The following is a 25,424-nucleotide window of genomic DNA, read 5'->3' as shown; positions in this document are numbered from 1 at the left end:
GTGCCGGTGGCGGCGTATCCGCCCGGTCAGATCAGATCCTCCGAACGAACACTTGACGTGCGCGATGCGGATACTACTATCCACTCTGTGGAAAGAAGCTCCGGTCGATGCACGCCACCTGGTCCTGGTGCGCATGTCGGGGCCACGCCGGCTGGCCAGCCTGGCCCCCGGTACCAGCGCATCGCGGTCTGAACCCCCTGACCCCGCGCAGCACGACGAACGTCCACATACCGGGAGGTCATCCGTGTCTCACCGCAAACCACACCGCCGCCTGCGGGCTGCGACAGCCGGGTTCGCCCTGCTGCCCCTACTGCTCGCCGCCTGTAGCACCGGCGGGGGCGACGAGAACGTCGGCGACGGCATCAAGGCCGGCCAGGTCGATGCCAACCAGGCCAAGGTCAAGGACGGCGGAACGCTCGCCTACTCGATCGAGGTCGACGTCAAGAACTGGAACATCCTGCACGCCACCGGCGACGTCTTCGGCTACCGGCAGATCCTCAACCCGGTGCTGCCACACGCGATGATCTCCCAGCCCGACTTCACGATGGCCAAGAACGACGCGCTGGTCACCGAGGTCAAGGTCGTCAAGGACTCGCCACAGACCGTCGAGTACCGCATCCGGCCGGAAGCCGCCTGGTCGGACGGGACGCCGATCACCGCCGACGACTTCAAGTACACCTGGCAGGTCCAGGACCCGCAGCAGTGCCCCACCTGCGAGCCGGCCACCCAGGCCGGGTACGACCAGGTGGCCTCGGTGAACGGCAGCGACAACGGCAAGACCGTCACCGTCGAGTTCAAGAACACCTACCAGCCGTGGCGGCTGATGTTCCCGCACCTGCTGCCGGCGCACATCGCCGCCCAGCACGGCGACCTGGCCACCTCGTTCAACGACCACTTCAGCAGCACGGTGCCGACCTGGTCGGGCGGGCCGTACGTGATCTCCGAGTACGTGCCGAACCAGTCGGTCACCATGAAGAAGAACCCCAAGTGGTACGGCGACGGCCCACACCTGGACCAGCTCGTCTTCCGGATCCTCACCGACGAGCGGCAGGCCGTCACCGCGATGGCCAACAACGAGATCCAGGTCGTCGTACCCCGCCCCACCCTCGACCTCGTCCAGCAGCTCAAGGGCATCAGCAACGTCACCACGTCGCTGGCCTCCGGCCTGGTCTACGAGCACCTGGACATCAACACCGCCCACCCGGCCCTGGCCGACGTCGCCCTGCGCCGGGCGATCTTCGCCGCGGTCGACCGGCAGGCGATCATCGACAAGACCATCGGCCAGTTCGCGGCCGGCACCAAGCCGCTCGGCAACCGCAACTTCATGCCCGGCCAGAAGCTCGAAGGGGTCGACGCCTACACCGACAACGTGACCTCGGCGGGGCTCGGCGACGGCAACATCGAGGCCGCGAAGAAGATCCTCACCGACGCCGGCTACGTGCTCGGAAACGGCCAGCTCACCGACCCGAAGGGCAAGCCGGTACCGCCGCTGCGGATGCGCTACAGCAAGGGCAACCAGGTCCGGCTGGACACCTCGGTGCTCGTCCAGAACCAGCTCAAGCAGCTCGGCGTCACGCTCCAGCTCCAGGAGACCGACAGCCTCGGCACCACGGTCAACACCGGCGACTTCGACCTGATCGTCTTCGGCACCAACCTCGACGTCATCCCCACCGCCACCGCGCAGTCCGTGTTCGGCTCGAAGGGCACCCACACCGGCTACAAGGACCAGGAGATCGACGGCTGGCTCACCGACGCCGCCCGCACCCTGGACCCGAAGCAGGTCGTCGACCTGCTGAACAAGGTGGACACCCGGATCAGCGAGCAGGCCGTGACGCTGCCGATCTACCAGACCCCGACCCTGGTCGCGTACCGCAGCGACCTCGGCAACATCCGGGTCAACCCGACCCGCTTCGGCACCAGCTACAACACCCAGGAGTGGGGGGTCAAGGAATGACGGGTGAGCACCGGCCCGGCCGGGACTTCATCGTCGAGGTCCCGTCCCCGGCCGTGGAATTCAACGAGGTCTACCGCAACTTCGTCGGCTCGGCCGGCTACTTCGTGGCGAACAACATCTACAGCCGCCTCGTCGTGTTCGACACCGGATCCCCGGCGGCATACCCGGACCTCGCCGAACACTGGGAGATGGCGCCCGACGCCCGTACGCTGCGGTTCCAGTTCAACCGGCAGGCCCGCTGGCACGACGGTGAGCCGGTGACCGCCGAGGACGTCGCGTACACCCACCTGACCGCCCTGGCCAACGGATACCACGCCGCGTCGTTCCTGCACGACGTGCAGGACATCGAGGTGCTCGGCCCGCACGAGCTGCGGTACGTGCTCCGTCGGCCCAACGCCGGATTCCTCGCCCAACTCGGCAACCTGGTGTTCGCCCACATCCTGCCCAGGCACCTGTACGAGGGCACCGACTGGGCGACCAACCCGTACAACCAGCAGCCGGTCGGCTCCGGCCCGTTCCGGTTCGTCGAGCACGTACCCGGCGAGCGGGTGGTGCTGGAGGCGTGGGACGGCTACTGGGGGCCCCGCCCCCAGGTCGACCGGGTCATCCTCGACATCGAGCCCGACCTCGACGAGGCCGTCCGCAAGGTCGCCGACGGGCGGGCCCACTACATGGTCCAGGACGTGCTCACCTTCCCCCGGCTGCACCTGGCCGAGGGGAGCGAGGTCGCGTCGGTGTGGCGCAAACGCGGCCCGGGGATCGCCGTGCTCGGCTTCAACCACACCCAGGAACGGTGGGGCGACCGACGGGCCCGCGCCGCCGTCGCGCACGCGGTCGACCGCCGCCGGCTGGCCCCGCTGTCCGATCCGGGCTGGTCCGAGCCGTACGCCCACTACCTGCCGCGCAGCGTGGACTGGGCGTACGCCGATGACGCGACCGCACCGGCCTTCGACCCGGCGGAGGCGGTCCGGCTGCTCGACGCGGCCGGGATCACGTCGGCCGGCGCCGACCGGCCGACGCTGCGGCTGGCGTACATGAAGAACTTCACCGGCCACGCGGGTATCGCCGCGGCGGTCGCCGAGGACCTGCGTGCCGTCGGGCTGGACGTCGAGGTCGCCGGGCTCGACTCGCCGACCTGGGCCCGCCAGGTGGCCGGCGACGCCGCGTTCGACCTCACGATCAGCGGCGGCAACATGGTCCCCGACCCGGAGATCACCGCGAGCCGGTTCGAGACCGGCGGCGGACGCAACCACGCCCGGCTCTCCGACCCGGAGGCCGACGCCTGCTACGCGGCTGCCCGGGCCACCACCGACCGGGACCAGCGCGGCGAGCACTACCGGGAACTGCAGCGGGTCTGGGCCCGCAACGTCGACTGGGTGCCGCTGTTCTGGTACGCGGCCTACTACCTGCGCAGCGACAGCTTCTTCGGCTGGCCGGACCAGGTCGGCTTCCGGGTGCCGTTCTGGCACTGGGGCCGGATCCGGCCCGTGCGCTGACCCTTCCATCCATCCGTAGGACACCTGGGCAATCCCCGCCCTGATCACCGAGGAGAGGTCTTGGACGAGTACATCGTCGTCGTACCCAACGGTACGACCGAGATCAACGAGTCGTACCGCAACTTCGTCGGGGGCGCCGGCTACTTCGTCGCCAACAACATCTTCAGCCGGCTCGTCGTCACCGAGGTCGGTGGCGCCGCGTCCTACCCGGACCTGGCCGAGCACTGGGAATGCCTGGACGGCGCCCGGCGCTGGCGGTTCACCCTCAACCGGCACGCCCGCTGGCACGACGGCCGGCCGGTCACCGCCCACGACGTCGCCTACACCCACCTGACCGCCCTGGCGAACGGGTACCACGCCGCGTCGTTCCTGCACGGCATCGCCGACATCAAGGTGCTCGACGACCACCTGGTCGAATACCACCTGGAGCAGCCCAACGCCGCGTTCCTCACCCAGCTCGGAAACTTCGCGGCCACCCACATCCTGCCCAAGCACCTGTACGAGGGCACCGACTGGGCGACCAACCCGTACAACCAGCAGCCGGTCGGCTCCGGCCCGTTCCGGTTCGTCGAGATGGTGCCCAACGGGCGGATCGTGCTGGAGGCCTGGGACGGGTACTGGGGACCGCCGGCCGGCGTGGACCAGGTGACCATCGTCGTCGAACCGGACCTCGACGAGTGCGTACGCATGATCGCCGACGGCAGGGCACACTACGCGCCGCAGGACGTGCTCACCATGAAGCGGCTGCCGCTGGCCGAGGGGTCGGAGCACGCCAGCGTGTACCGCGAGCGTGGTCCCGGCGTCGCGTTGCTGAGCTTCAACTACCGGCAGGAGCGGTGGGCCGACCGCCGGCTGCGGATGGCGCTCGCGCACGCCGTGGACCGCAGCCGCCTCGAACGCTTCGCCGAGCCGGGCTGGTCGGAGCCGTGGGCCAACTTCTTCCCCGGCAACAGCTTCGGCGTGGCCCGTGACGTCACGGCGGTCGGCCACGACGCGGCCACGGCCGAGAAGTTGCTCGACGAGGCCGGATACCCGCGCGGCGCGGACGGTCGTCGGCTGTCGCTGCGGATGTACTACATGGCCACCTTCGACGGCCACGGCGGGCTGGCGCGCAGCGTCACCGAGGACCTCGCGGCGATCGGCGTGCACGTCGAGTACGCCGGGCTGGACTCGGAGACGTGGTCGCGGCAGATCGGCCGGGACGGCGACTTCGACCTGACCATCAGCGGCGGGAACATGATGCCCGACCCGGACATCACCGCCAGCCGGCTGGCGGGCGGCGGGCAGCGCAACCACCTCGCGCTCGCCAATCCCGACGCGGACGCCTGCTACGTCGCCGCCCGGTCCACCACCGACATGGCCGAGCGGATCGCGCACTACCGGCAGCTCCAGGAGGTGTGGGCCCGCGACGCGAGCGTGGTGCCACTGTTCTGGTACTGCATCTACCTGCTGCGCAGCGACCAGTTCTTCGGCTGGGCCGACCAGGTCGACTTCCGGATCCCGTTCTGGCACTGGGGTCGCCTCCGGAAGATCACCGGCGGCGAAGGCTAGCCGGCAGCGGGCGCGGGAAGGTTCCTCATGGAGATCGTGGGCTTCGCCCTGCGGCGGCTGCTCGTCGCCATTCCGGTGCTGTTCGTGTCGACGTTCCTGATATTCCTGGCCGTGGCCAAGTCGGGTGATCCGCTGGCCGAACTCCGGGAGCGACAACCACCGGTGCCGCCACACACGATCGCCGCCGAGGAGGCACGGCTCGGGCTGGACCAGCCCGTGCTACAGCGGTACTGGAACTGGCTGACCGGGGTCCTCCAGGGCGACCTGGGTCCGTCGGTCGACCGCAACGCCGACATCGGCATGGAGATCGGCTCGCGCCTGGGCATCACGATGCGGTTCGTCCTCATCGCGATGCTGATCGCGGCCGTGCTGGCGATCCTGGTCGGGGTCGTCAGCGCGGTCCGGCAGTACTCCTGGCTGGACTACCTGTTCACCTCGACCGGCTTCCTGTTCCTGGCGATGCCCTCCTTCTGGCTGGCCGTACTGCTCAAGCAGGGCGGCATCGAACTGAACACCCTCGCCGGCCGCACCCTGATCTACACAGTCGGCGACAGTTCGGTGATCCCGCCGCCCACCCTGGGCGGCCGGATCGCCGACTTCGCCGGCCACCTGGTGCTGCCGACCATCACGCTGGTGCTGATCAACTTCGCCGCGTGGAGCCGGTTCCAGCGCTCCTCGATGCTGGACGTGCTCGGCAGCGACTACGTCAAGCTGGCCACCGCCAAGGGCCTGCGACGGCGCACGGTACTACGCAAGTACGCCCTGCGTACGGCGCTCACCCCACTGGTGACGGTCATCGCATTGGACTTCACCGCCGTCTTCGCCGGGGCGGTGGTCACCGAGACCGTCTTCCAGTGGCGGGGCATGGGCGACTACCTGCTGGAGTCCATCAACGGACGGGACGTCAACGCTGTGATGGCGTGGCTGCTCGTGGCGGCGGTCGCGGTGGTCCTGTTCAACCTGCTCGCCGACATCCTGTACGCCGCTCTCGATCCGAGGATCCGTCGTGTCCGTTGAATCGCCACCGGTGTCCGCACCCGTCGCCGCGCCCGGTCCATGGCGCGGTGTCCTCGCCCGGTTCCGCCGGCACCGGCTCGCCGCGGCCGCGCTGGTGGTCCTCGTGCTCGTCGCGTTGTTCGCGTTCGTCGGCCCGTTGCTGTGGCGCTACGGTCACGACGACATCACACCCGACAACTCGCAGCCGCCGTCGGGAGCCCACCCGCTGGGCACCGACTCGCTCGGCCACGACCTGCTCGCCCAGGTGATGCGCGGTACCCAGCAGTCACTGCTTATCGCGCTCACCGTGGCGTTCGGCGCGGCGGTGGTCGGCACCGTGATCGGCATCGTGGCCGGCTACTACCGTGGTCGCACCGACGCACTGCTGATGCGGCTGGTGGACCTTTTCCTCACTGTGCCGACGATTGCGGTCGCCGCCGTACTCGGGCACAACTTCGCCGGCAGCGGCGGCGGATGGATGCTCATCGCGGCCGTACTCGCCGCGCTGATGTGGACCAGCGTCGCCCGGGTCGTCCGTGGTGTCGTACTCGGCCTGCGGGAACGCGAGTTCATCTCCGCCGCCCGGGCGCTGGGCTCGTCCGATGTCCGGATCATGCTGCGGCACGTCCTGCCCAACGTGGCCGCCCCGATCATCGTGTCGGTGACCATCCTGGTCGCCACCGCGATCCTCGCCGAGACCGCGCTGTCGTTCATCGGCTTCGGTGTCCAGCCGCCGGACACCTCCCTCGGCCTGCTGGTGGCCAACGCGCAGTCCGCCGTCGCCACCCGGCCCTGGCTGTTCTACTTCCCGGGCCTGGTCATCCTGCTCATCGCCCTGTCCATCAACTTCGTCGGAGACGGGCTGCGCGACGCCCTCGACCCGACCCAGACCAGGGGCCCGCGCCGCCGCCGGTACCTGGCCCAGCCGGCGGCCCGTACCGACGCGGTACCCGACGACGTGCTGCTGTCGGTCCGCGACCTGCGGGTGGTGTTCGCCGCCGACGGCGGCGACGTGCCCGCGGTCCGCCACCTCGACCTGGACCTGCGCCGTGGCGAAGTCGTCGGCCTGGTCGGCGAGTCCGGCTCGGGCAAGTCCGTCAGCGCCGCGGCGCTGATGGGGTTGCTGCCGCCCACCGCCACCGTCAGCGGCTCGGTCCACTTCGCCGGCCAGGAACTCGTCGGACTGGCCGAGCCGCAGTTCCGGCGGCTGCGAGGCAGCCGGATCGCCATGGTGTTCCAGGACCCGATGTCCTCGCTGAGCCCGGTGCACACCATCGGTGACCAGGTCGCCGAGGCCGTCCGCGTACACCAGGGCTGCTCCCGGGCCGCCGCCCGGGCCCGTGCCGTGGAGCTGCTGGACACCGTCGGGATCCCGGACGCCCGCAACCGGCTCGGCGACTACCCGCACCAGTTCTCCGGCGGCATGCGCCAGCGGGTGGTGATCGCGATGGCCATCGCCAACGACCCGGATCTGATCATCGCCGACGAGCCCACGACCGCCCTGGACGTCACCGTCCAGGCCCAGGTGCTCGCCGCGCTGCGGGCCGTCCGGGAGCGTACCGGCGCGGCGATCCTGATGATCACCCACGACCTCGGGATCGTGGCCGAGATCGCCGACCGGATCGCGGTGATGTACGCCGGCCGCCTCGTCGAGGTCGGCACCGCCGCCGACGTGTTCGACAACCCCTCGATGCCCTACACCCAGGGTCTGCTGGGCTCCGTGCCCCGCCTCGACCGGCCCGCCGACGAGGAGCTGTGGGCGATCCCCGGCTCACCGCCGAGCATGACCGCACTGCCGGCCGGATGCGCGTTCGCCCCCCGCTGCGGGCTCCGTACGCCCGACTGCTCGACCGCCGTGCCGAACCTCGTCCCGGTGACCGTCGGCCACCTGGCGGCGTGCCTGCTCCTGCCCCCACCCGGCGATGCCCTGCCGGAGACCACCACCTCGTCCATCCCCGAAAGGCCGTGACGACATGACCTCCCGTGTACCGCTGCGAACCCGTGCCGGGGAACGCCAGATCCTCCGGTTCCCCGTACTGACCGATCTGGACGGCTCGGAACTGGCCATCCACGCCCACGTGCTGACGGGCACCGCCGACGGGCCGACGCTCACCCTGATCTCCGGGGTGCACGGCAACGAGTGGTTCTCGCACGCGGTGCTGCGCGCGGTGCTGGCCGGCACCGACCCGGCGACGCTGCGCGGCACCCTGGTGGTCGTGCCGGCCGCCAACCCGTACGCCCTGCGGACCGTCACCCGCTACTCCAACGACATCCAGCAGGTCGGCTTCGTCAACATGAACAAGGCGATCCTGCGCGACACCGAGTCGATCACCGGACGGACCGGCCAGGTGCTCGTCGAACAGATCGTCGACCGCTCCACCCACCTGCTGGACTTCCACCCCGGCCCGTGGGGCACCACCTGGGGCGTCGTGCTCTACGACGCGACCGGCCCGCTGTCGGCCGCCAGCCGGGAGCTGGCCGTCGCCTTCGGTATGCCGTACATCCAGGGCGAGGACGCCGCGGTCGCGTTCCCGAACTCGGTGTTCGACGCGGCCAGTGCCGCCGGGGTGTCCGCCATCGGCATCGAGGTCGGCGGCCTCGGCTTCGGCTCGCGCAGCGAGAACGACTGGATCGCCCGGAACGTCGACGGCGTCCGCCGGGTGATGGCCCATCTGGGCATGCTCGACGAGCCGGCACCGCCCCGGCCGGTCACCGACGTCGAGGTCGCCTGGGACCTGCGGCCCGGGCACGGCGGCATGTTGGTACCCGAGATCACCGAGGACCGGCTGCTGACCGCCACCACCGGGGGAGAGCTGCTCGGCCGGCTGATCTCCCCGGTCGACCTCACCGTCATCGAGGAGTACCGGTCGCCCGGCGACGGGATCCTGCTGTCGGTTCCGCGCAGCCATCCGGTGCATCCGTACAACTTCGGGTTCGTCATCGGCCGCCCCCGGGGGAGCGCGGCATGACCCCCGATGTGCTGCTCGATGTCGACGGGCTGACCAGGCACTTCCCCCTCCGGCGGGGGAACCTGGTCAAACGGGCGGCGGGTGTGGTCAAGGCCGTCGACGGCGTCTCGTTCCAGCTCCGGGCCGGTGAGACGCTGGGCATCGTCGGTGAGTCCGGCTGCGGCAAGTCCACCCTCGCCAAGCTGCTGACCCGGCTGGACCAGCCGACCGGCGGGCAGATCCACTACCGGGGGACCGACATCGCCGGGCTGCGCGGTAGGGAGTTGCGTGACCTGCGACGGCGTATCCAGATCGTCTTCCAGGACCCGTACTCGTCGCTCGACCCGAGGATGACGATCGGCCAGATCATCGCCGAGCCGTTCGCCGTGCACGGCGAGCTGGGCACCGCCGACCGGCGCCGGCGGCGGGTCCAGGAGCTGCTGGAGACCGTCGGACTCAACCCCGAGAACGTCAACCGCTACCCGCACCAGTTCTCCGGCGGCCAGCGGCAGCGGATCGGCATCGCCCGTGCCCTGGCGTTGCAGCCCGAGGTGGTGGTCTGTGACGAGCCGGTGTCGGCGCTCGACGTGTCGGTCCAGGCGCAGGTGATCAACCTGCTCCGGCGGTTGCAACGGGACCTCGGTCTGGCGTACGTGTTCATCGCCCACGATCTGTCCGTCGTGCGGCACATCTCGCACCGGGTCGCCGTCATGTACCTCGGCAAGGTGGTGGAGACCGGCACCGTGGCGGAGATATTCGACCGCCCGGCACATCCGTACACCAAGGCGTTGCTGTCCGCCGCGCCGGTGCCGGACCCGCACCACGAGCGTGAGCAGATCCTGCTCCGGGGCGACCCACCCAGTCCGGTGAACCCGCCCAGCGGCTGCCGGTTCCGGACCCGCTGCTGGCAGGCCATCGACGCCTGCGCCGAGGAGCAACCCGCCCTGGTCCGGCGCGCTGCCGGGCATCCGGTGGCGTGCATCAACGAGGTTCCCCCGGCAGCGCGGCGTCTTCCGGTCATCGCCTGACGGCTCCCGTACCGGTCGGACGCCTGGGCACGGGCGTTCTGCTACCTGTTGCCTCGGTGTTCGACCGCTGCCTGCCCGTCGTCGCCGGCGAAGCCGACCTGCGTCATCACGCTCAGGGTCGCGGCGTTCTCGTTCGCGATCGTCGCCTCCACCCGCTCGACCAGGGTGGAGAACGCCGTTGTTTCATCCATGCCGGTATAGATCCCGGTCCGGGTGAGGAAGTAGACCCGTTCGTGCCCGAGGGTCTGCTCCGTCGACCGGTAGTTCTTCCACTGCTCCCGATAGCGGAACACGCTCTCCAGCGACACGGCCCCGGCCACGACGAGACTCACCACGGTGGTCACTGCCTGCGCGTAGGGAAAGTCAAGGTTGACGAGCACCGGGACCAGCGAGCCGCCGACGACGGCAGCGGTGCGCGTCCGCAGGTGTGTGGCCTTTGCCCTGACTGCCTTCTTGTCGTACCAGGACTGGTACTGGGCGAGCCGTTCGGCGAGGTATTCCTCTGCCGAGAACCCGGGATGGGGCTTTCCCCCGGTCGTGTCCTCCGGCTTTCGGCCTGAGCCGCGATCCAACACAGCCACCAGTAGACCCGCCGCCCGCCGGGCGGTCAAGACCGCCGCGTGACGTGCGGGAGTCGGGTGTACGTCCCGTGGCAGCTCAGCCTGCCCAACTCGGGGCGCGGGAGCGTGAGGGTCCACGTCGTGCGATCATGATCCACAACGTACGACAGTCGAGTGTGGATTGGATCTTGTGACCATGAGAAGAGTGTTCTCGATGCTGATGGCGCTGGTGACCGCCGCGACGGTCATGACGGTCGGCGCGCCTGCCGCTCAGGCGGCCGGCTCCTGCTCGGGCACGATCATCTACAGCCAGGTGCAGTCGTCAGGTTTCGGCGAACTGGTGATCTACTACAACAGCAGTAACGGGGGCACCAACAGCGCGTGCTTCTACCACCGCGGCGCGGCCTACGGAAAGTCGGCGCCCACCTTCGTGCAGATCTACCGCTGCGCGGAGCGTTCCGGTGAGGGCGCGCACTGCACGCGCTCGGGTGCCGCGGACACCGATTCGGGTGACTTCAGCTACCACGCCGGCCCGGTCGGCGTCACCGGCACGGCGAACTACTGCGTCGAGGCGGTCGGCTACATCGGTTGGGCCGGCCAGCGCCACCAGATCTTCAGCCGACGCCAGGGCTGCTGACCCACTACCATCCTGGTCCGCCTGCGGATCCACGTGTCGCCAACGCAGTTCGAAGGCCACCTTCCGAGACCGGGAGGTGGCCTTTCTGCTCGGTGTCGGCCGGTGGGGGATCCGCACGCGGGACGCTGTCGAGCTGATGTCGCAGACGATTCACCGCCGTCTGGTGCCACAGCGGCCCAGACCGCCTGATGTCGCAGACGACTCAGCTCGACAGCGTCGTACGAGACGCTTTCGCCCGCCGGCCGGCCCGGCGAGCACCACCGCCCCACCGGGCGCGGATCACCCGGCGGCATGGCGGAGCACCCGGGACAGGCGCCGGCTGAGTAACCGAAGCGGCGCCAAGCCCTGACGGCTCGTACGACGATGTCTTGCCGGCAAGGATTGAATGATGGTTCAATCCTTGCGTGGTCTACCGGAGCACCGATCGCGTGAAGGCCCGGCTGAGCGCCTCCCGGGAGCGGATCATCGCCGCCGCGCTGGAGCTCATGGCCGAGCACGGGTACGCCGGCTGCTCCGTCGTCGCCGTCGCCGAGCGGGCCAGGCTGGCGACCGGCAGCGTCTACCGGCATTTCCCCACCAAGGCAGACCTGGTCGCCGAGGTGTTCCGCACGGCCTCGCAGCGCGAGGTGGACGCGGTCGCCCGTGCGGCGGCGCTGGAGACCACCGTCGCCGAACGGGTGTCCACCATCGTCGAGACGTTCTCCGGCCGGGCGCTGCGGTCCCCACGACTGGCGTACGCGCTGCTCGCCGAGCCGGCCGATCCGGCGGTCGACGCCGAGCGGCTCGTCTTCCGCCGGGCGTACGCCGAGCTGATCGCCGGTCACGTCGCGGAGGGGGTGGCGAGCGGCGAGCTTCCCCCGCAGGATCCCGAGCTGACCGCCACCGCGTTGGTCGGCGCCCTGGCCGAGGCCATGGTCGGCCCCCTGGCCGCCGGGGTCGCCGGCCCGGACACCAACGCCCACCTGATCACGTTTCTCCACCGCGCGTTGGGAGTGTCGCCGTGACGACGCACGAGGTCTTCAACCAGGTTCCCCCGCTGGCCGGCTACGACGCGGCGGACGACCCGGCACTGCTCGACGGGCTCGAACGCGAGGGCGCCGGCTGGGCCGCCGCCGAGTTGCACGAGCTCGGCCGGCTCGGCGGCGCCGAGCCGGCGATCGACCACGGGCGGCTGGCCAACGAACACCCGCCGGTCCTGCGCACCCACGACCGGCACGGCCGCCGCATCGACGAGGTGGAGTTCCACCCCGCCTGGCACGAGCTGATGCGGGTCGCGGTCACCCACGGCCTGCACGCCGCGCCGTGGGCGGACGACCGGCCGGGCGCCCACGTCGCGCGGGCGGCCAAGTTCTACACCTGGCGTCCGGACGCCGGTCACGGCTGCCCGATCTCGATGACCTACGCCGCCGTGCCGGCGCTGCGGCACGCCCCGGAGTTGGCCGCGACGTACGAGCCGCTGCTCACCGCCACCACGTACGACTTCGGGCTGCGCCCGCCGTTGGCCAAGCGGGGACTGCTGGCCGGCATGTCGATGACGGAGAAGCAGGGCGGCTCGGACGTACGCGCCAACACCACCACCGCCCACCCCGAGCCGGACGGCACCTACCGGCTCCTCGGGCACAAGTGGTTCACGTCGGCGCCGATGTGCGACGTCTTCCTCACCCTCGCCCAGGCGCCGGGCGGGCTCACCTGCTTCCTCGTCCCGCGCGTCCTGCCGGACGGCACGCGCAACCCGATGCGGCTGATGCGCCTCAAGGACAAGCTCGGCAACCGGTCCAACGCCTCGGCCGAGGTCGAGTACGAGCACGCGGTCGCCTGGCGGGTCGGGGACGAGGGGCGTGGCGTGCGCACCATCATCGACATGGTCAACCTCACCCGCCTGGACTGCGTCATCGGCGCGGCGGCCGGGATGCGCCAGGGCGTGATCACCGCTGCCCACCACGCCGCCCACCGGCAGGCATTCGGCCGGTACCTCGTCGACCAGCCCCTGATGCGCAACGTGCTCGCCGACCTTGCGGTCGAGTCCGAGGCCGCCACCGTGCTCATGATGCGGCTCGCCGGAGCCACCGACCGGTCCGCGCGCGGCGACGCCGGCGAGACCGCGTTCAAGCGGCTCGCCCTCGCCGTCGGCAAGTACTGGGTCTGCAAGCGCTGGCCGGGACACGCCGCCGAGGCCCTCGAATGCCTGGGCGGCAACGGCTACGTCGAGGAGTCGGGCCTGCCGAGGCTGTTCCGCGAGTCCCCGCTGAACTCGATCTGGGAGGGTTCCGGCAACGTCGCCGCGCTGGACGTGTTGCGCGCCCTCACCCGGGAACCCGAGGTCATGGCGGCGTTCCAGGCCGAGGTGACCGCCGCCGCCGGCACCGACGCGCGACTCGACGCCGCCGTACGCCAGGTGCGGGCCGACCTGTCCGACCAGGACGACCTCGAACTGCGGGCCCGCCGCGTCGTCGAACGGCTCGCCCTGGTTCTTCAGGGCTCGCTGCTGGTGCGGCACGGCCACCCCGCCGTCGCCGACGCCTTCTGCGTCTCCCGGCTCGGCGGCGACCACGGCCAGGCGTACGGCACGCTGCCCCGCGGTGTCGATTTCACCGCGATCATCTCCCGGGCCGTACCCAAGGTGGGCTGACCGGAGGCGGAGGGCGCACCGGGCCGGGCTCGCGCGTGGGACGCCGTGGTGTCACGCCCCCTCCGGTTCGGGCGAGTCGGTCGGCGGGTGGGCGGCGAGGAAACGTTCGATGACGGCGCCGCTGACCGATTCGCACAGCAGGCGGTAGCCGGCGGTGGCGCCCCAGCGGCTGATGCCGACGCGGCGCCCCGGCGGGAACCGGCCGTAGGCCTCGTCCCACGGCGCGGCGACGAACTTGGCGGTCCGCTCGTCGGCGCCGAGCCTCGCGGCCAGGCCGCGCAGGGCCTCCACCTGGGGCGCCGGCAGGTCGTCCGAGTACCAGACCACCGTGTAGCCGTGCTCCAGGTTGTGCACCAGCACCTCCACCGGGGGCCGGTCACCGCTGAGATAGAACCGGCGCATCGGCGCGGGCAGCTCGTAGTGCGGCCCGGACGACGGCGGCACCGTCAGGTAGGCGACGCGCGCCCCACGCCCGACGTGTACCCCCTTGCCCGACACCGGGTCGGTCAGCTCCGGATCGCAGCCGGCCGCCGTCCCGGCCACCCCGAACGACGCGATCGGCGCGGGCGGCGCCAGCCGCTGCCGTGCGACCGGCACCGCCACCCAGCCGAGCAGGCCGACGCCCAGCAGCGCCATCAGCCCCGCCACCCACCGTGTCGCCCGCGCCTCGCGCCCGAGGGGGTCAGCCATCGGAGGCCGCCCCGTCCACGCCCGCACCGGACCCGGTCGACGTCAGGTGGCCCACCGTCCACTCCAGCACCGTCTCGATGCCGGGCACGCCGATGCCGGTGGCCGTGCCGGAGCTGAGCGCGATCACCCGCGAGGGGGGCACGACGCCGTACCCGTCCGCGCGCAACTGCGCGACATTGCGCTGGACGGCGGGCTTCTCCCACATCCGCACGTTCATCGCGGGTACGAACACCACGGGCGCCGCCGAGGCCAGCACGCACGCCGTGACCAGGTTGTCGGCCATGCCCAGCGCCGCCTTGGCCAGGGTGTTGGCGGTGGCGGGCAGCACGAGCACCAGCTGTGCCCACTCGGTCAGGTCCAGGTGGGGAACCCCGGGCTGCCCATGGGCCTCCTCGACGGTCACCGGGTGGCCGGTGATCGCCGCGAGGGCCGTGGGGGTCACGAACGTCGAGGCGGCCTCGGTCATCACCACCCGCACCTCGAGACCGAGCGCGTGCCTCATCGCCAGCAGCGACTGCGGCAGCGACATGGCGCCGCTTGATCCGCAGGCGGCGACGAGGACCCGCTCGAACGGCAACGTGACGCTCATCGGTGACTCCCTCCGGCGACGGCCGGCTCATGCTCCGGCGGCCCGTCGGCCTGTGCGTCTGTCTGTGGGTCGGCCTGGGTGTCGAGCTGTGCGTGGACCAGGTCGGCGTACCTGCCGCCGAGCGCCAGCAACTCGTCGTGGCCGCCGCGCTCGGCGACCGTGCCGCCGTCGAGCACGAGGATCTCGTCGGCGTGCCGCACCGTGCTCAGCCGGTGCGCGATGATGATCTGGGTGCAGCGCAGCCCCGCGACGGCCCGGCTCACCCGTCGTTCCGTGGCCACGTCCAGGTGGCTCGTCGCCTCGTCCAGCAGCAGGATCGCCGGCTCACCGGCGAGCGCCCGGGCGATGGACAGCCGTTGTCGCTGCCCGCCCGAGAGTGCCTGGCCGCGCTCGGCGACCCGGGTGTCGTAGCGCATCGGCATCGCCTCGATGTCGGCGTCGATGGCGGCCAGCCGGGCGACCCGCCGCACGTCCGCCAGGGGCAGGTCCGGCCGGGCGAGGGCGATGTTGCGCCGGATCGAGTCCCGGAACAGGTAGCTCTCCTGGAACACCACGCCGAACTGGCGGCGCAGGGCGTCCGGGCCGATGCGTTCCAGCGGCACCCCGTCGAAGTGGATCCGGCCGCCGGTGGGCCGGTAGAGCCCGGTCAGCAGCATCGCCAGGGTGCTCTTGCCACTGCCCGAGGCGCCGACGACCGCCACCGTCCGGCCCGGCTCGACGGTGAACGAGACGTCCCGCAGCACGTACGGGCCGGTGCCGTCGTACCGGAAACTGAGCCCACGTACCTCGACCCTTCCGCGCAGCGTCGGTGACAGCAGTTGCGACGTGTCCTCGATCTCGGGCCGGGCGGAGAACACGTCACGCAGCCGCTGCACGGTCGAGGCGACCGACTGGAGCACCTGTGCGCTGGCGACCAGCGAACCCAGCGGGGCGATCGCGGCCAGCGCCAGCATCTGCAGGCCCATCGCGTCACCCAGGCTCATGCCGTCGGCGAAGATCCGGTACATGCCCAGCCACAGCAGGGCCAGCGGCCCCACGAGCCGTACGGTCGCCGCCACGTTGTCGACGGTCGACGACAGCCGGCTGCGCGCGCGATCCACCGCGAGCGCCGCCGAGTAACGGCCCAGCCAGTGGTCGTACACGTGTTTCTCGGCGCCCATCGACTTGATGGTGGCGATACCCGACAGCGCCTCGATGAGCACGCTCTCCGCCTCCGCCTGCACGGTGAGCTGGCGGTGGTTGAGGTGCAGCAGACGGCGGTTGACCGCCGCGACCGCACACACCTGGACCAGACCGATCCCCAACGCCACCGTGGCGAACCCGGTGTCGGCGACGAACAGCACCGCGAAGTACCCGACCACCAGCGCGCCGTCGATCACGGCGGTCAGCACCTGCGTCGTCACGATCTCCCGCAGCAGCACGCTGCTCGCCAGCCGCTGCATCAGGTCCCCGCTGGAGCGCTGCTGGAAGAAGCGGAACGGCAGGCTCATCAGGTGGGCGAACAGCCGGGTCATCAGCTCCCGGTCCACCCGGGACTGGAGGTTCACCAGCAGCATCGAACGCAGGTGCGCCAGGCCGAACTGGGTCAGGGCCAGCGCCAGCACGGCCAGGCCGAGATAGGGCAGCAGCCCGGTCTCCCGTGCGGGCAGGATCGCGTCGAGGGCGGTCGACATGGCCAGCGGCAGGGCGAGCCCGAGCAGTTGCAGGACCACGGAGACGGACAGGACCGTCCCCAGCGCCGGCAGGAACGCGCGCGCCATCCGGTAGCCGCGGCGCAGCCACGGCGTACGGGGGCCCGCGGCGAGCCTGGCCGGGCCGGCTGTCGTCGTACGACCGGTGAAGACCAGCACGGTGCCGGTGAGGAACTCGGCCGCCTCGGCGAACGGGACGGTCCTGCGGCCCAGGGCGGGGTCCACCATCGAGAACCCGTGCCGGGTGAGGTGCTCCACCACGACGAAGTGCGAGCCCTCCCAGTGTGCGATCAGCGGCATCGGCAGCGACACGAGATCCTCCGGGGCCGCCCGGTAGGCGCTCGCGCGCAGTCCCATCTCCTCTGCCGCGTCCAGCAGGGCCAGCGCACTGACCCCGTCGCGGCCCACGCCGAGGTGCTCGCGGCACCCGGCGAGCGAGGCGCGGACGCCGGCATGGCGCAGGACCATCGCGAGGCAGGCGGCACCGCAGTCGGCGTCGGTCATCTGCAGGACGACGGGCACCCGGCGGCGCCGCCTCACGGGGTGCCCGCCAGGGTCAGCAGCGACGGCACGCGTTCCGGCTCCGCCAGCCGCATCAACTGGTACCCGATCCCGGCCAGCCCGGTCATCAGCTCCGGCGAGTCGAGCCCGGCCGGATTGGCGCAGCGCCACCCGTGGGCGGCCACGTCGCGCAGCACGCCGTCGACGACCGCGCCGACCGCCGCCGGGTCGGACCCGGCGAGCAGCGGCAGGTCGAGGTTGCCGAGATCGCCGTGGCACAGGGAGTGGTTGCGCCCGAAGCCGTGCGTGAACGTCGTACCCAGCGCCACCGCGATCTCGGCGTCGAGGCCGTCGAGCAGCGGCAGCGGGCGGCGGGTCAGCGCCTGCCGGATCCGCACCCGCGACAGCCCGATCCCGGGCGCGCCGTGGCACCAGGCGTTGCTGAGCAGGCCTGGCCGGCGCAGATCCGCCCAGTTGCCCGAGGCCGGGTCGAACAGCGAGCGGTCGAACTCCAGCGCGGACCGTCCCGCCTCGGCGTAGCGGTCCTCACCGGTGACGCTCCACAACTCGAACAGCGCCGCCGCCACCCCGGCGGCGCCGTGGGACAGGCCGCCCAGCCGGAGCGCCGGGCCCGTCGCGAGGAGGCGGTCACCGAGGCGGCGTGCCAGGTCGACCGTGCGCTGCGGGTCCGCGCCGCACGCCAGCACGGCGAGCACCGCGCCGGCCAGCCCGTTGACCACGTCGGCGTCGTCGGCGTCGTCGGCGAGGGCCTCCAACCGGCTGAGCGCCAGGTCCAGGCCGGAGCGGATGCCCGGGTCGTCGTCCCACAGGGTGGCCAGGTGACCGTACGCGTAGCACAGGCCGCCCCAGCCGTTGAACGCGCCGACGGCGGTCGTGGGGAGCCCGTCGGCGCGCAGCCGGTCGCCGAGCCTTCGCGCGATCCCGGCGGCCAGGTCGGTGAAGTCCTCGTGCCCGGTCGTCTCTCCCAGGTAACCGTAGAAGAGGGCCAGGCCCGACAGGCCGTCGTAGAGGCCGGCGCCCATCGGGACCGGCGCCCAGCGGGCCCCCACGGTGGGGCCGAACGTGAACCAGGTCCCGCCGTGGGCCATCGCCGCGACCCGCTCGCCGACCTCGGCGGCATGCGCCAGCAACGGCCGGAACGCGGACGGCTCGACCGGCACCGGCCCGGGACGCCAGCGCACCTCGGCGTGCGGGGCGTCGGGCAGCTCGGCCAGCGACGCGAACGCGGCACGGATGAGCCAGACCTGGCGTTCCTGGTCTGCCTCGCCCAGGCCGGCGATGCGGCGCAGTGTCTCGTCCAACGCCGAGCGGGCCAGCGCGCCGGGCAACTGCTGGGCGTCGCCGGTCCACAGCCCGCGGGAGCCGACCCTGGACGTGAACAGCGGCGTGTCCCCGGCGGCCAGGTCGGCGCGCTCGGCGGCGATCGTGGTGGCGAGGACCGGCAGCTCCTCCACGCCGACCCAGAGCCAGTCCAGCAGCCGGTCCCGGTCGAGCGCGTCGCGCAGGTGGTCGGTGTGCAGCAGCGCCTCCTGGAGCCGGGCGTAGGTGCGCGTCGGGCGCAGGACCACTCGGATCTCGTCACCGGCGAAGGCGCGTACCCGGTCGGCCAGCACCCCGGCGTGGCGGTGCAGCAGGTCGTACGCGTGGCGGAAGCCGGCGACGACGTCGGCCTCGTGCGCGCGCAGGTCGGCGGGTCGGACGCCCTCGGGAGCGGCCGGTGTCCCGTGCCCGATGTGTACGCCCGGGACGTGCAGCTGCATCTCGTCGGTGCCGGCGCCGAGCCATTCGGCGCAGTTGCACGCCGCGGCCTCGCCCGCCGGTTGCTCGGCGGCGGGCAACAGGCCGACGGCGAGCACGGAGGCGGCGACGGCCTCGCCGGCGGCGGCGTCACGGGAACCGCGCGTCAGCGCCGGGGTGAACAGGGTCTCCAGGTCGACGAGCACCGGCGTGTCGCCGGCACCCACCACGTTGCGGGGGTGGCAGTCGCTGGCGCCCAGCGTGTGCAGCAGGGCGAGCAGGCTCCCGTAGCGGCGGGCGTAGCGGGAGACGGCCGTCGGTTCGGTGGCGGCGACGAACTCGGCCCAGCCGTAGCCGTCGCGCGTCAGCACCGCGATGGTGCGCAGGCCCAGGTCGGGGTCCCGCCGGTTGAGCCAGCCCAACAGCAGTTGGAAACGGGCGTCCACGCCGAGGTCGCGGGGCTTGTAGACCACCCGTGAACCGTCGTCGAAGCTGGCGAGGCACACCCGGCGACCACCCCGGTGGGCGTCACCGGCGGGTGTGAGCCCGGTGAGCCGCACGCGCGGATCCATGTCGAGAGCCGGCGCGATCGCGGCCCAGTCGGCGTGCAGCCGCCGCAGGAACTCGATGGTGGACGATGCCCAGGCGTCGACGACGGCCAGGAGTTGGCGGGCCAGCACGGGGTACTCGGCGAGGAATTCCGAGGCGGCCGAGGGTTGCGCCATCCCGGCGAAGAAGGCGGCGAACCGCTGCGCCGGCGTCTGCCCGGTCAGCTCGCCGCGCACGCGGGCGACGTTCAGCTCCAGCACGCTCGCGCGGCTGAGCAGCCGGACCAGCTCGTCGAGCAGGTCGGCGATGCCGAGCGTGTCAGCGGTCCGCGGATCGACGGGGGTGGCGGGGCCGGCCAGTTCCGCCGCCGCCTCGCGGACCCGGCGGCGGGCGTCGGCGAGGATCGGGGCGGCGATGATCAGGGCGTCGTCGAGCGGCCGTCCCGGCAGCCGCTCGGGGCGCCAGTCGTCCGCGGCCGGCCCGGAGTACAGGCGCTGCAACCGTCGTGACCAGTCCGGGGGGTGTGCGAGCCGCTCCGCGATCCGCGCGGCGGGCTCGTCGAGCAGGCGCAGCAGGGCGTCCTCGTCGCACGCGTCGGCGGCCAGGCGGCGTTGCCAGGCTCCGGCGGTGGCGAAGGCCTGCGAGCCGCGCCACCGGGAGAGCCGCCAGCGCGCGCGGTCGGAGACGGGGTACGAGCCGGCCCCGTCGACCGGGACGCGCTCGGTGAGCGAGAGGGCGGGTAGGAACCCAACAGTCATCGCCGATCCTCGGGTGAGGGCGGTGCGCCGGAGCCCGGCCGGTGGCCGGGCTCCGGCGCAGTCGCCGTGATGGACAGGTCAGCAGGGCGACATGCAGTGGCAGCACTTCTCGGTGTGCCCGTCGATCGGCGCCATGCCGCCGGCGACCGTCTCCAGTTCCTCGCGGCTCAGCTCGACCAGCCCGGCGGGGTGGTCGGGCGACGCCTCGCCCCGGTAGTACTCGTCCTTCCAGGCGCGGACGACATCGGTGATCGACATCTGGTTCCTCCTCGGTGGCGACCGGCGGCCGGGTGCCGCGGTCCGTCCATCTGAGACTCGCCGAGCGCAGGGGGCGGGGCGTGAGTAGCCGGTACTCCATCGCAGTCGCGAAACAGTCACCGCCGGGTTCGCGACGCGACCCGGGCGACGGTGTCTGAAACCTGACGCCGCGAGATGGCGCCTTCCCTGAAAATTAGCTACATGCGCAGGTCGGCATGCGTACGTGGTGGTCGGCGGGGCTACTCAGGGCCGGAAGAACCCGGTACTCAACGATCGCGGTTGCCCTACCGTCATCCCCGCCGACAACCTCGCGCGCCGCTGACAGCGTCTGTCACGGCAGACCGTCTTGTGGGGGAGGGAACCGTTGTCCACATCATGGCCACTCGTCGGGCGGCGGCGGGAGCTGGACCGGCTGACCGACAGCCTGACCGGCGGCGTGACCCGGTGCACGCTCGTCACCGGGGAGGCCGGGATCGGCAAGAGCCGCCTGGCCACGGAGGTCCTGGGCGAGGCGGAACGGCGGGGCTTCCTGGCGCTGCGCGTGACGGCGACGCCGGGCTGGCAGAGTGTGCCCTTCGGGGTGCTCGCCCAGCTCGTCGCCCAGCCGGTGGGCCCTTCGGTCGCCGAGGCCTTCCGTGACATCGCCACCAGGCTGCGCGCCATCGCCGGGCACCGGCCGGTCCTCGTCGTCGTCGACGACGTGAACTGGCTCGACGACGCCTCGTCGGCGCTGCTCGAGCGGCTGGTGGCCGGCGAGGCGGTACGGGTTCTCGCCAGCGCCCGCAGCGAGGCGGTCGCCAGCCCGGCCGTCACCGCCCTGCGTCGCCAGGGCCCCGTCGAGCGCGTGCAACTGGCGGCGATGAGCCAGGAGGAGACAGCCGAACTCGTCCAGGCGATGCTCGGCGGGCCCACCGACGGCCTGACCCTCGCCACCATCTGGCAGGCCGTACGCGGCAACCCCCTGTTCCTGCGGGAGATGCTGCGCGGCGGGCAACAGACCGGCGCCCTCGCCCGGCGACGCGGCGTGTGGACCTGGCGTGGAACCCCGCTGGAGCATCCGCACCTGAACGATCTCATCGCCGAGACGCTCAGCCTGCTCGGCCCCGACGAGATCGAAGCGTTGCAGTACGTCGCGCACGGCGAGCCCGCGCCGCTGCCCGTCATCGAGCGACTCGTCCCGGCACAGGTCGCCGAGCGGCTGGAGGAGCGGGGACTCATCGAACTGACCACCGGCGAGCAGCGCGGCCTGGTCCGGGTGACGCATCCGCTCTACGCCGAGGCGGCCCGCGCGAGCACCGGTGCGCTGCGCACCCGCCGCATCCTGCGCGAACTGGCGGACGCCCTGGAAGCCACCTCCACGGCGCGGCACGAGGACCACCTGCGCGTGGTGTCGTGGCGGTGCGAGGCCGACCTCGCGGTCGACGAGGCGGACCTGCTGGCCGCCTCCGAGTCGGCGCTGCTGCGGCGCGGGGCCCGCCTCGCCGAACGGCTCGCCCGTCGGGTCGCCTCGCCCCGGGGCGCCCGCCAGCTCGGCCGTGCCCTGGTCGCGCAGGGTCGCGGCGAGGAGGCCGACGAGCACCTGCGCAGGGCGTACGAGACGCTGGACGACCCGCGCGACCGAGCCGAGACGGCGGCGCTGCGGGCGGTGAACCTGTTCTGGGGGCTGCGCCGCCCCGGGGCCGCCGGTGCTGTGCTCGCCGACGCGGCGGCGGCACTGCCCGCCGCCGTGCACGACGGGCTGCTGACCGCGGTCGCCGCGATGGCCGTCTTCGACGGCCGGACAGCCGAGGGGCGCGACGCCGTCACCCGCCTCGGCCAGCATCCGCCGCGCGACCCGCTGCTGGGCATGGCCGGCACCCCGCTCCTGCCCTACCTGCTGGTCTTCTCCGGCGAGCCGGCCCGCGCCGCGGCGATGTTCGACGGAGCCGAGGTCACCTTCCCGCAGGCCTGGCCCACCATGCGCGCCGCCACCCAGGCCCTGCACGTGCAGGCGCTGGTGATGTCCGGAAACCTGACCCAGGCGACGGAGTCGGCGGAGGCCTACTACCTGGACGCGGTCGACCGGGGCTCGTCCGACGGCGTCGCCCTGCTCGCCCTGATGGTCGGCAACTGCCGCTACCACCGGGGGCGGCTGCGGGACGCGCTGCGCTGGCTGCGCGAGGCCCGCGCCCTCGTCGACGGGCGGACGCTGTTTCCCATCCGCGGCTACGTCCTGTCGGTGGGCGCGTGGTTCGCCGCGCAGGCCGGTGAGGCGCGCGACGTCAGGGAGGTACGCGACGAGCTGGGTGGGCGGTTTCCCACGCACAGCGGGCCCGCCGACTTCTGGGGCCTCGCCGAGGCCTGGACCCACGTCTCCGAGGGGCGGCTCGCCGTCGCGGCCGGGCAGCTCGTCGCGCTGGCCGCGCGGGCCCGCGAGAACGGCGTGCTCACCATCGCCGCGCAGGCCCTGCACCTGCTCTCCCGGGTGTCGCCGTCCGCGTCGGCCGCCTCGGAGCTGCGACAGGTCGCCGACGCCTGCGACAGCCCGCTCTTCCGTCTGCACGCCGACCTGGCCGCCGCGCTCGCCCGGCCGGACCCCGACGCGCTGGAGCGGCTGGCCGCAACGTTCGACGAAGGGGGATACACCACCCTGGTGCTGGAGACGACCGTCGCCGCCGGGACGGCCCGGCGCGGGCGCGGCGAGCACCGCGCCGCCAATGCGCACGCCGCGCGCGCCGAGAAGCTGCGGCGGCGCTGCGACGCGTACTGGCCGGCGTGGTGCGGGCAGGTCGAGTCCGCGCCGAGCCCGCTGACCGGCCGGGAACGCGAGATCTGCGAACTGGCCGCCACCGGGCTGGACAACACCGCGATCGCCCACCGGCTGCGTCTGTCGGTACGAACCGTGGAGAACCACCTACAGCGCTCTTACCACAAGCTCGGCGTACGCAGCCGGCTCGAACTCGCCGGCTCGTTCACCGGATGACTGGGGATCCCGACCCCACCCCGATCGGCGCACGGCATCATGGCGTATCCCACATTCTGCCGGTCGGAAAACCTGACGCGGATCGTCGGTGCCGGTCGTTAGTCTGCCTGCGGACACTGCTCGGTACGTGACGAGTCCAGGCGCGGCACCCGCCGGCCACAACGGGGATTTCAGGAGACTTCGTGACACAGCAATCCACTGCGGCCTCGGACAGGCTCGACGGCTCGGTCCTCAAGATCGCCGGGGTCGTCGTCATCGGCGCGATCATGTCGATCCTCGACGTGACGGTCGTCAGCGTCGCCCTGCCGACCTTCCAGCGCGAGTTCGACGCGTCCTACGCCGAGGTCGCCTGGACGATGACCGCCTACACCCTGTCGCTGGCCACGGTCATCCCGCTCAGCGGCTGGGCCGCCGACCGGTTCGGCACCAAGCGGCTCTACATGATCGCGCTGGCCCTGTTCACGATCGGGTCGGGGCTGTGCGCCAACGCCGACACGATCGGGCAGTTGATCGGCTACCGCGTGCTCCAGGGTCTCGGCGGCGGCATGCTCATGCCGTTGGGCATGACGATCATGACCCGGGCGGCCGGGCCGCACCGGATCGGCCGGCTGATGGCCGTCCTCGGCATCCCGATGCTGCTCGGGCCCATCGGGGGCCCGATCCTCGGTGGCTGGTTGATCGACGTCGCGAGCTGGCACTGGATCTTCCTGATCAACCTGCCGATCGGCGCCGTGGCGCTCGTCTACGCCGCCCTGGCACTGCCGAAGGACAACCCCGAGCCGTCCGAGTCGTTCGACTTCATCGGCATGCTGATGCTCTCGCCGGGGCTCGCCCTCTTCCTCTACGGCATCTCCTCGCTGCCCGAGACCGGGACGTTCGCCGACACCAAGGTGTGGGCGCCCATGCTGGTCGGCGGCGCGCTCCTCGTCGCCTTCGTCCTCTACTCCTTCCGGCCCCGGCACCCCCTGCTGGACCTGCGGCTCTTCGCCAACCGCAACCTCACCATCGCGACCGTGACCATGTTCGTGTTCATCATCGCGTTCATGGGCGCCGGCCTGCTGTTCCCGAGCTACTTCCTGCAGGTCCGCGGCGAGTCGACGCTGACCGCCGGCCTGCTGATGGCGCCGCAGGGTCTCGGCGCGATGGTGACCATGCCGGTGGCCGGGATGCTGGCCGACAAGATGCCCGTCGGCCGTACCGTGCCGTTCGCGCTGGGACTCATCGCCCTCGGGTTCTTCACCTTCACCCAGGTCGACCCGGAGACGTCGTACGTGCTGCTCTGCGGGTCGCTGTTCGTCATGGGCCTGGGCATGGGCGGCACCATGATGCCGATCATGACCTCGGCGCTGAAGACCCTGACGGCCCACGAGGTGGCCCGCGGCTCCACGCTGGTCAACATCATCCAGCAGATCGGCGGGTCGGTCGGTGCCGCGATCATGTCGGTGATCCTCACCAACGAGCTGAACGGATCCCGGCCGATCCCCGGGGCGACCGATCCGAGCGGTGAGCCGATCACCGAGGCCGGCCTCGCCATCGCCGTCCAGCAGCAGCCGGAGTTGGCCCAGCAGTTCCCGGTCGAGCCGTCGCTCATCTCCCGTGGCCTCGACTACGCCGCCAGTTCGTTCGCCACCACGTTCTGGGTCGCGTTCGCGCTGGTGCTGGTCACGTTCATCCCGGCGGCGTTCCTGCCCCGGCGGCGCGAGCCGTCACACCTGCTCGACGACCAGCAGGCGGGGCAGGCCAAGGCTCCCGTCATCATCCACTGACGTACCGCTCGGGCCGCCGGGACACCACCCCGGCGGCCCGACCGTCCGGTGGGACCTCGCGGCGCGGGCCGACCGTCCGCGGACCGGTGCCGCCGAGCGGTGC

At 71.9% G+C, this 25,424-nt stretch carries 18 protein-coding genes; 12 read left to right on the top strand and 6 right to left on the bottom strand.

The annotated features are described in order from the left end of the window. The first annotated feature begins 244 nt into the window (after nt 1-244). The 7 genes from GA0070608_RS31550 to GA0070608_RS31520 are packed head-to-tail and all read left to right on the top strand — an operon-like array spanning nt 245 to nt 9,973. Nucleotides 245-1,954: an ABC transporter family substrate-binding protein gene (locus tag GA0070608_RS31550; RefSeq protein WP_176733912.1), complete on the top strand. Its 1,710-nt coding sequence runs from the start codon at nt 245-247 to the stop codon at nt 1,952-1,954. Next, a complete protein-coding gene (locus GA0070608_RS31545; protein WP_091633918.1) occupies nt 1,951-3,450 on the top strand; it encodes an ABC transporter substrate-binding protein in 1,500 nt (499 codons plus the stop codon). The genes GA0070608_RS31550 and GA0070608_RS31545 overlap by 4 nt, the downstream gene beginning before the upstream one ends. A gap of 60 nt (nt 3,451-3,510) precedes the next feature. Then, the gene (locus GA0070608_RS31540; RefSeq protein WP_176733911.1) at nt 3,511-5,001 is read left to right on the top strand and encodes an ABC transporter substrate-binding protein; all 1,491 of its coding nucleotides are present in this window, start codon (nt 3,511-3,513) and stop codon (nt 4,999-5,001) included. A gap of 27 nt (nt 5,002-5,028) precedes the next feature. Beyond that, nucleotides 5,029-6,018 (top strand): ABC transporter permease, encoded by a 990-nt coding sequence (locus GA0070608_RS31535; RefSeq protein WP_245716045.1) that lies wholly within the window; start codon nt 5,029-5,031, stop codon nt 6,016-6,018. Continuing rightward, nucleotides 6,008-7,966: a dipeptide/oligopeptide/nickel ABC transporter permease/ATP-binding protein gene (locus GA0070608_RS33880; protein ID WP_091633911.1), complete on the top strand. Its 1,959-nt coding sequence runs from the start codon at nt 6,008-6,010 to the stop codon at nt 7,964-7,966. Before GA0070608_RS31535 ends, GA0070608_RS33880 begins: the two co-directional genes overlap by 11 nt. A gap of 4 nt (nt 7,967-7,970) precedes the next feature. Continuing rightward, nucleotides 7,971-8,966 carry a succinylglutamate desuccinylase/aspartoacylase family protein gene (locus GA0070608_RS31525; RefSeq protein ID WP_176733910.1) on the top strand — a complete coding sequence of 332 codons (996 nt, stop codon included), beginning with the start codon at nt 7,971-7,973 and terminating at the stop codon, nt 8,964-8,966. Next, a complete protein-coding gene (locus tag GA0070608_RS31520; RefSeq protein WP_091633903.1) occupies nt 8,963-9,973 on the top strand; it encodes an ABC transporter ATP-binding protein in 1,011 nt (336 codons plus the stop codon). The genes GA0070608_RS31525 and GA0070608_RS31520 overlap by 4 nt, the downstream gene beginning before the upstream one ends. 41 nt (nt 9,974-10,014) lie before the next feature. On the opposite strand, the gene GA0070608_RS31515 is transcribed toward GA0070608_RS31520, so the two are convergent. After that, nucleotides 10,015-10,554 carry a DUF4231 domain-containing protein gene (locus GA0070608_RS31515; protein ID WP_218107614.1) on the bottom strand — a complete coding sequence of 180 codons (540 nt, stop codon included), beginning with the start codon at nt 10,552-10,554 and terminating at the stop codon, nt 10,015-10,017. 175 nt (nt 10,555-10,729) lie between these two features. On the opposite strand from GA0070608_RS31515, the gene GA0070608_RS31510 reads away from it, so the two are divergent. The 3 genes from GA0070608_RS31510 (at nt 10,730) to GA0070608_RS31500 (ending at nt 13,799) form a co-directional block, all read left to right on the top strand. Then, nucleotides 10,730-11,170, top strand: a complete 441-nt coding sequence (locus tag GA0070608_RS31510; protein ID WP_091633899.1) for a hypothetical protein — start codon at nt 10,730-10,732, stop codon at nt 11,168-11,170. Nucleotides 11,171-11,574: 404 nt separating this feature from the next. Continuing rightward, nucleotides 11,575-12,174, top strand: coding sequence for a TetR/AcrR family transcriptional regulator (locus GA0070608_RS31505; protein WP_091633891.1), 600 nt, complete (start codon nt 11,575-11,577; stop codon nt 12,172-12,174). After that, nucleotides 12,171-13,799 carry an isovaleryl-CoA dehydrogenase gene (locus GA0070608_RS31500; protein WP_091633888.1) on the top strand — a complete coding sequence of 543 codons (1,629 nt, stop codon included), beginning with the start codon at nt 12,171-12,173 and terminating at the stop codon, nt 13,797-13,799. Before GA0070608_RS31505 ends, GA0070608_RS31500 begins: the two co-directional genes overlap by 4 nt. 51 nt (nt 13,800-13,850) lie before the next feature. On the opposite strand, the gene GA0070608_RS31495 is transcribed toward GA0070608_RS31500, so the two are convergent. The 5 genes from GA0070608_RS31495 to GA0070608_RS31475 form a co-directional block, all read right to left on the bottom strand. Next, nucleotides 13,851-14,489, bottom strand: coding sequence for a DUF3105 domain-containing protein (locus GA0070608_RS31495; RefSeq protein WP_091633883.1), 639 nt, complete (start codon nt 14,487-14,489; stop codon nt 13,851-13,853). Beyond that, nucleotides 14,482-15,078: a flavoprotein gene (locus GA0070608_RS31490; protein WP_091633879.1), complete on the bottom strand. Its 597-nt coding sequence runs from the start codon at nt 15,076-15,078 to the stop codon at nt 14,482-14,484. Before GA0070608_RS31490 ends, GA0070608_RS31495 begins: the two co-directional genes overlap by 8 nt. Then, entirely contained in the window at nt 15,075-17,291 is a 2,217-nt protein-coding gene (locus tag GA0070608_RS31485) for a peptidase domain-containing ABC transporter (protein ID WP_141719608.1), read from the bottom strand. Before GA0070608_RS31485 ends, GA0070608_RS31490 begins: the two co-directional genes overlap by 4 nt. Before the next feature lie 14 nt (nt 17,292-17,305). Next, nucleotides 17,306-20,335, bottom strand: coding sequence for a type 2 lanthipeptide synthetase LanM family protein (locus GA0070608_RS31480; RefSeq protein WP_091633871.1), 3,030 nt, complete (start codon nt 20,333-20,335; stop codon nt 17,306-17,308). A gap of 78 nt (nt 20,336-20,413) precedes the next feature. Further along, nucleotides 20,414-20,593: a mersacidin/lichenicidin family type 2 lantibiotic gene (locus GA0070608_RS31475; RefSeq protein ID WP_091633868.1), complete on the bottom strand. Its 180-nt coding sequence runs from the start codon at nt 20,591-20,593 to the stop codon at nt 20,414-20,416. 364 nt (nt 20,594-20,957) lie between these two features. Between GA0070608_RS31475 and GA0070608_RS31470 the strand changes: the two genes are divergently transcribed. Continuing rightward, nucleotides 20,958-23,555: an AAA family ATPase gene (locus GA0070608_RS31470; protein WP_141719607.1), complete on the top strand. Its 2,598-nt coding sequence runs from the start codon at nt 20,958-20,960 to the stop codon at nt 23,553-23,555. Nucleotides 23,556-23,737: 182 nt separating this feature from the next. Then, nucleotides 23,738-25,321, top strand: coding sequence for a DHA2 family efflux MFS transporter permease subunit (locus tag GA0070608_RS31465; RefSeq protein ID WP_091633860.1), 1,584 nt, complete (start codon nt 23,738-23,740; stop codon nt 25,319-25,321). The last annotated feature ends 103 nt before the right edge of the window (nt 25,322-25,424 follow it).

It is taken from the genome of Micromonospora peucetia, assembly GCF_900091625.1.
Classification (GTDB): domain Bacteria; phylum Actinomycetota; class Actinomycetes; order Mycobacteriales; family Micromonosporaceae; genus Micromonospora; species Micromonospora peucetia.
This window is presented reverse-complemented; position numbering and strand designations above follow the sequence as displayed.

What these genes read in the sequence shown, in the direction of transcription:
- GA0070608_RS31525 (WP_176733910.1), top strand. Translation starts at nt 7,971, where the DNA reads ATGACCTCCCGTGTACCGCTGCGAACCCGTGCCGGGGAACGCCAGATC.
- GA0070608_RS31480 (WP_091633871.1), bottom strand. Translation starts at nt 20,335, where the DNA reads ATGACTGTTGGGTTCCTACCCGCCCTCTCGCTCACCGAGCGCGTCCCG.
- GA0070608_RS31475 (WP_091633868.1), bottom strand. Translation starts at nt 20,593, where the DNA reads ATGTCGATCACCGATGTCGTCCGCGCCTGGAAGGACGAGTACTACCGG.
- GA0070608_RS31510 (WP_091633899.1), top strand. Translation starts at nt 10,730, where the DNA reads ATGAGAAGAGTGTTCTCGATGCTGATGGCGCTGGTGACCGCCGCGACG.
- GA0070608_RS31520 (WP_091633903.1), top strand. Translation starts at nt 8,963, where the DNA reads ATGACCCCCGATGTGCTGCTCGATGTCGACGGGCTGACCAGGCACTTC.
- GA0070608_RS31545 (WP_091633918.1), top strand. Translation starts at nt 1,951, where the DNA reads ATGACGGGTGAGCACCGGCCCGGCCGGGACTTCATCGTCGAGGTCCCG.
- GA0070608_RS31535 (WP_245716045.1), top strand. Translation starts at nt 5,029, where the DNA reads ATGGAGATCGTGGGCTTCGCCCTGCGGCGGCTGCTCGTCGCCATTCCG.
- GA0070608_RS31490 (WP_091633879.1), bottom strand. Translation starts at nt 15,078, where the DNA reads ATGAGCGTCACGTTGCCGTTCGAGCGGGTCCTCGTCGCCGCCTGCGGA.
- GA0070608_RS31495 (WP_091633883.1), bottom strand. Translation starts at nt 14,489, where the DNA reads ATGGCTGACCCCCTCGGGCGCGAGGCGCGGGCGACACGGTGGGTGGCG.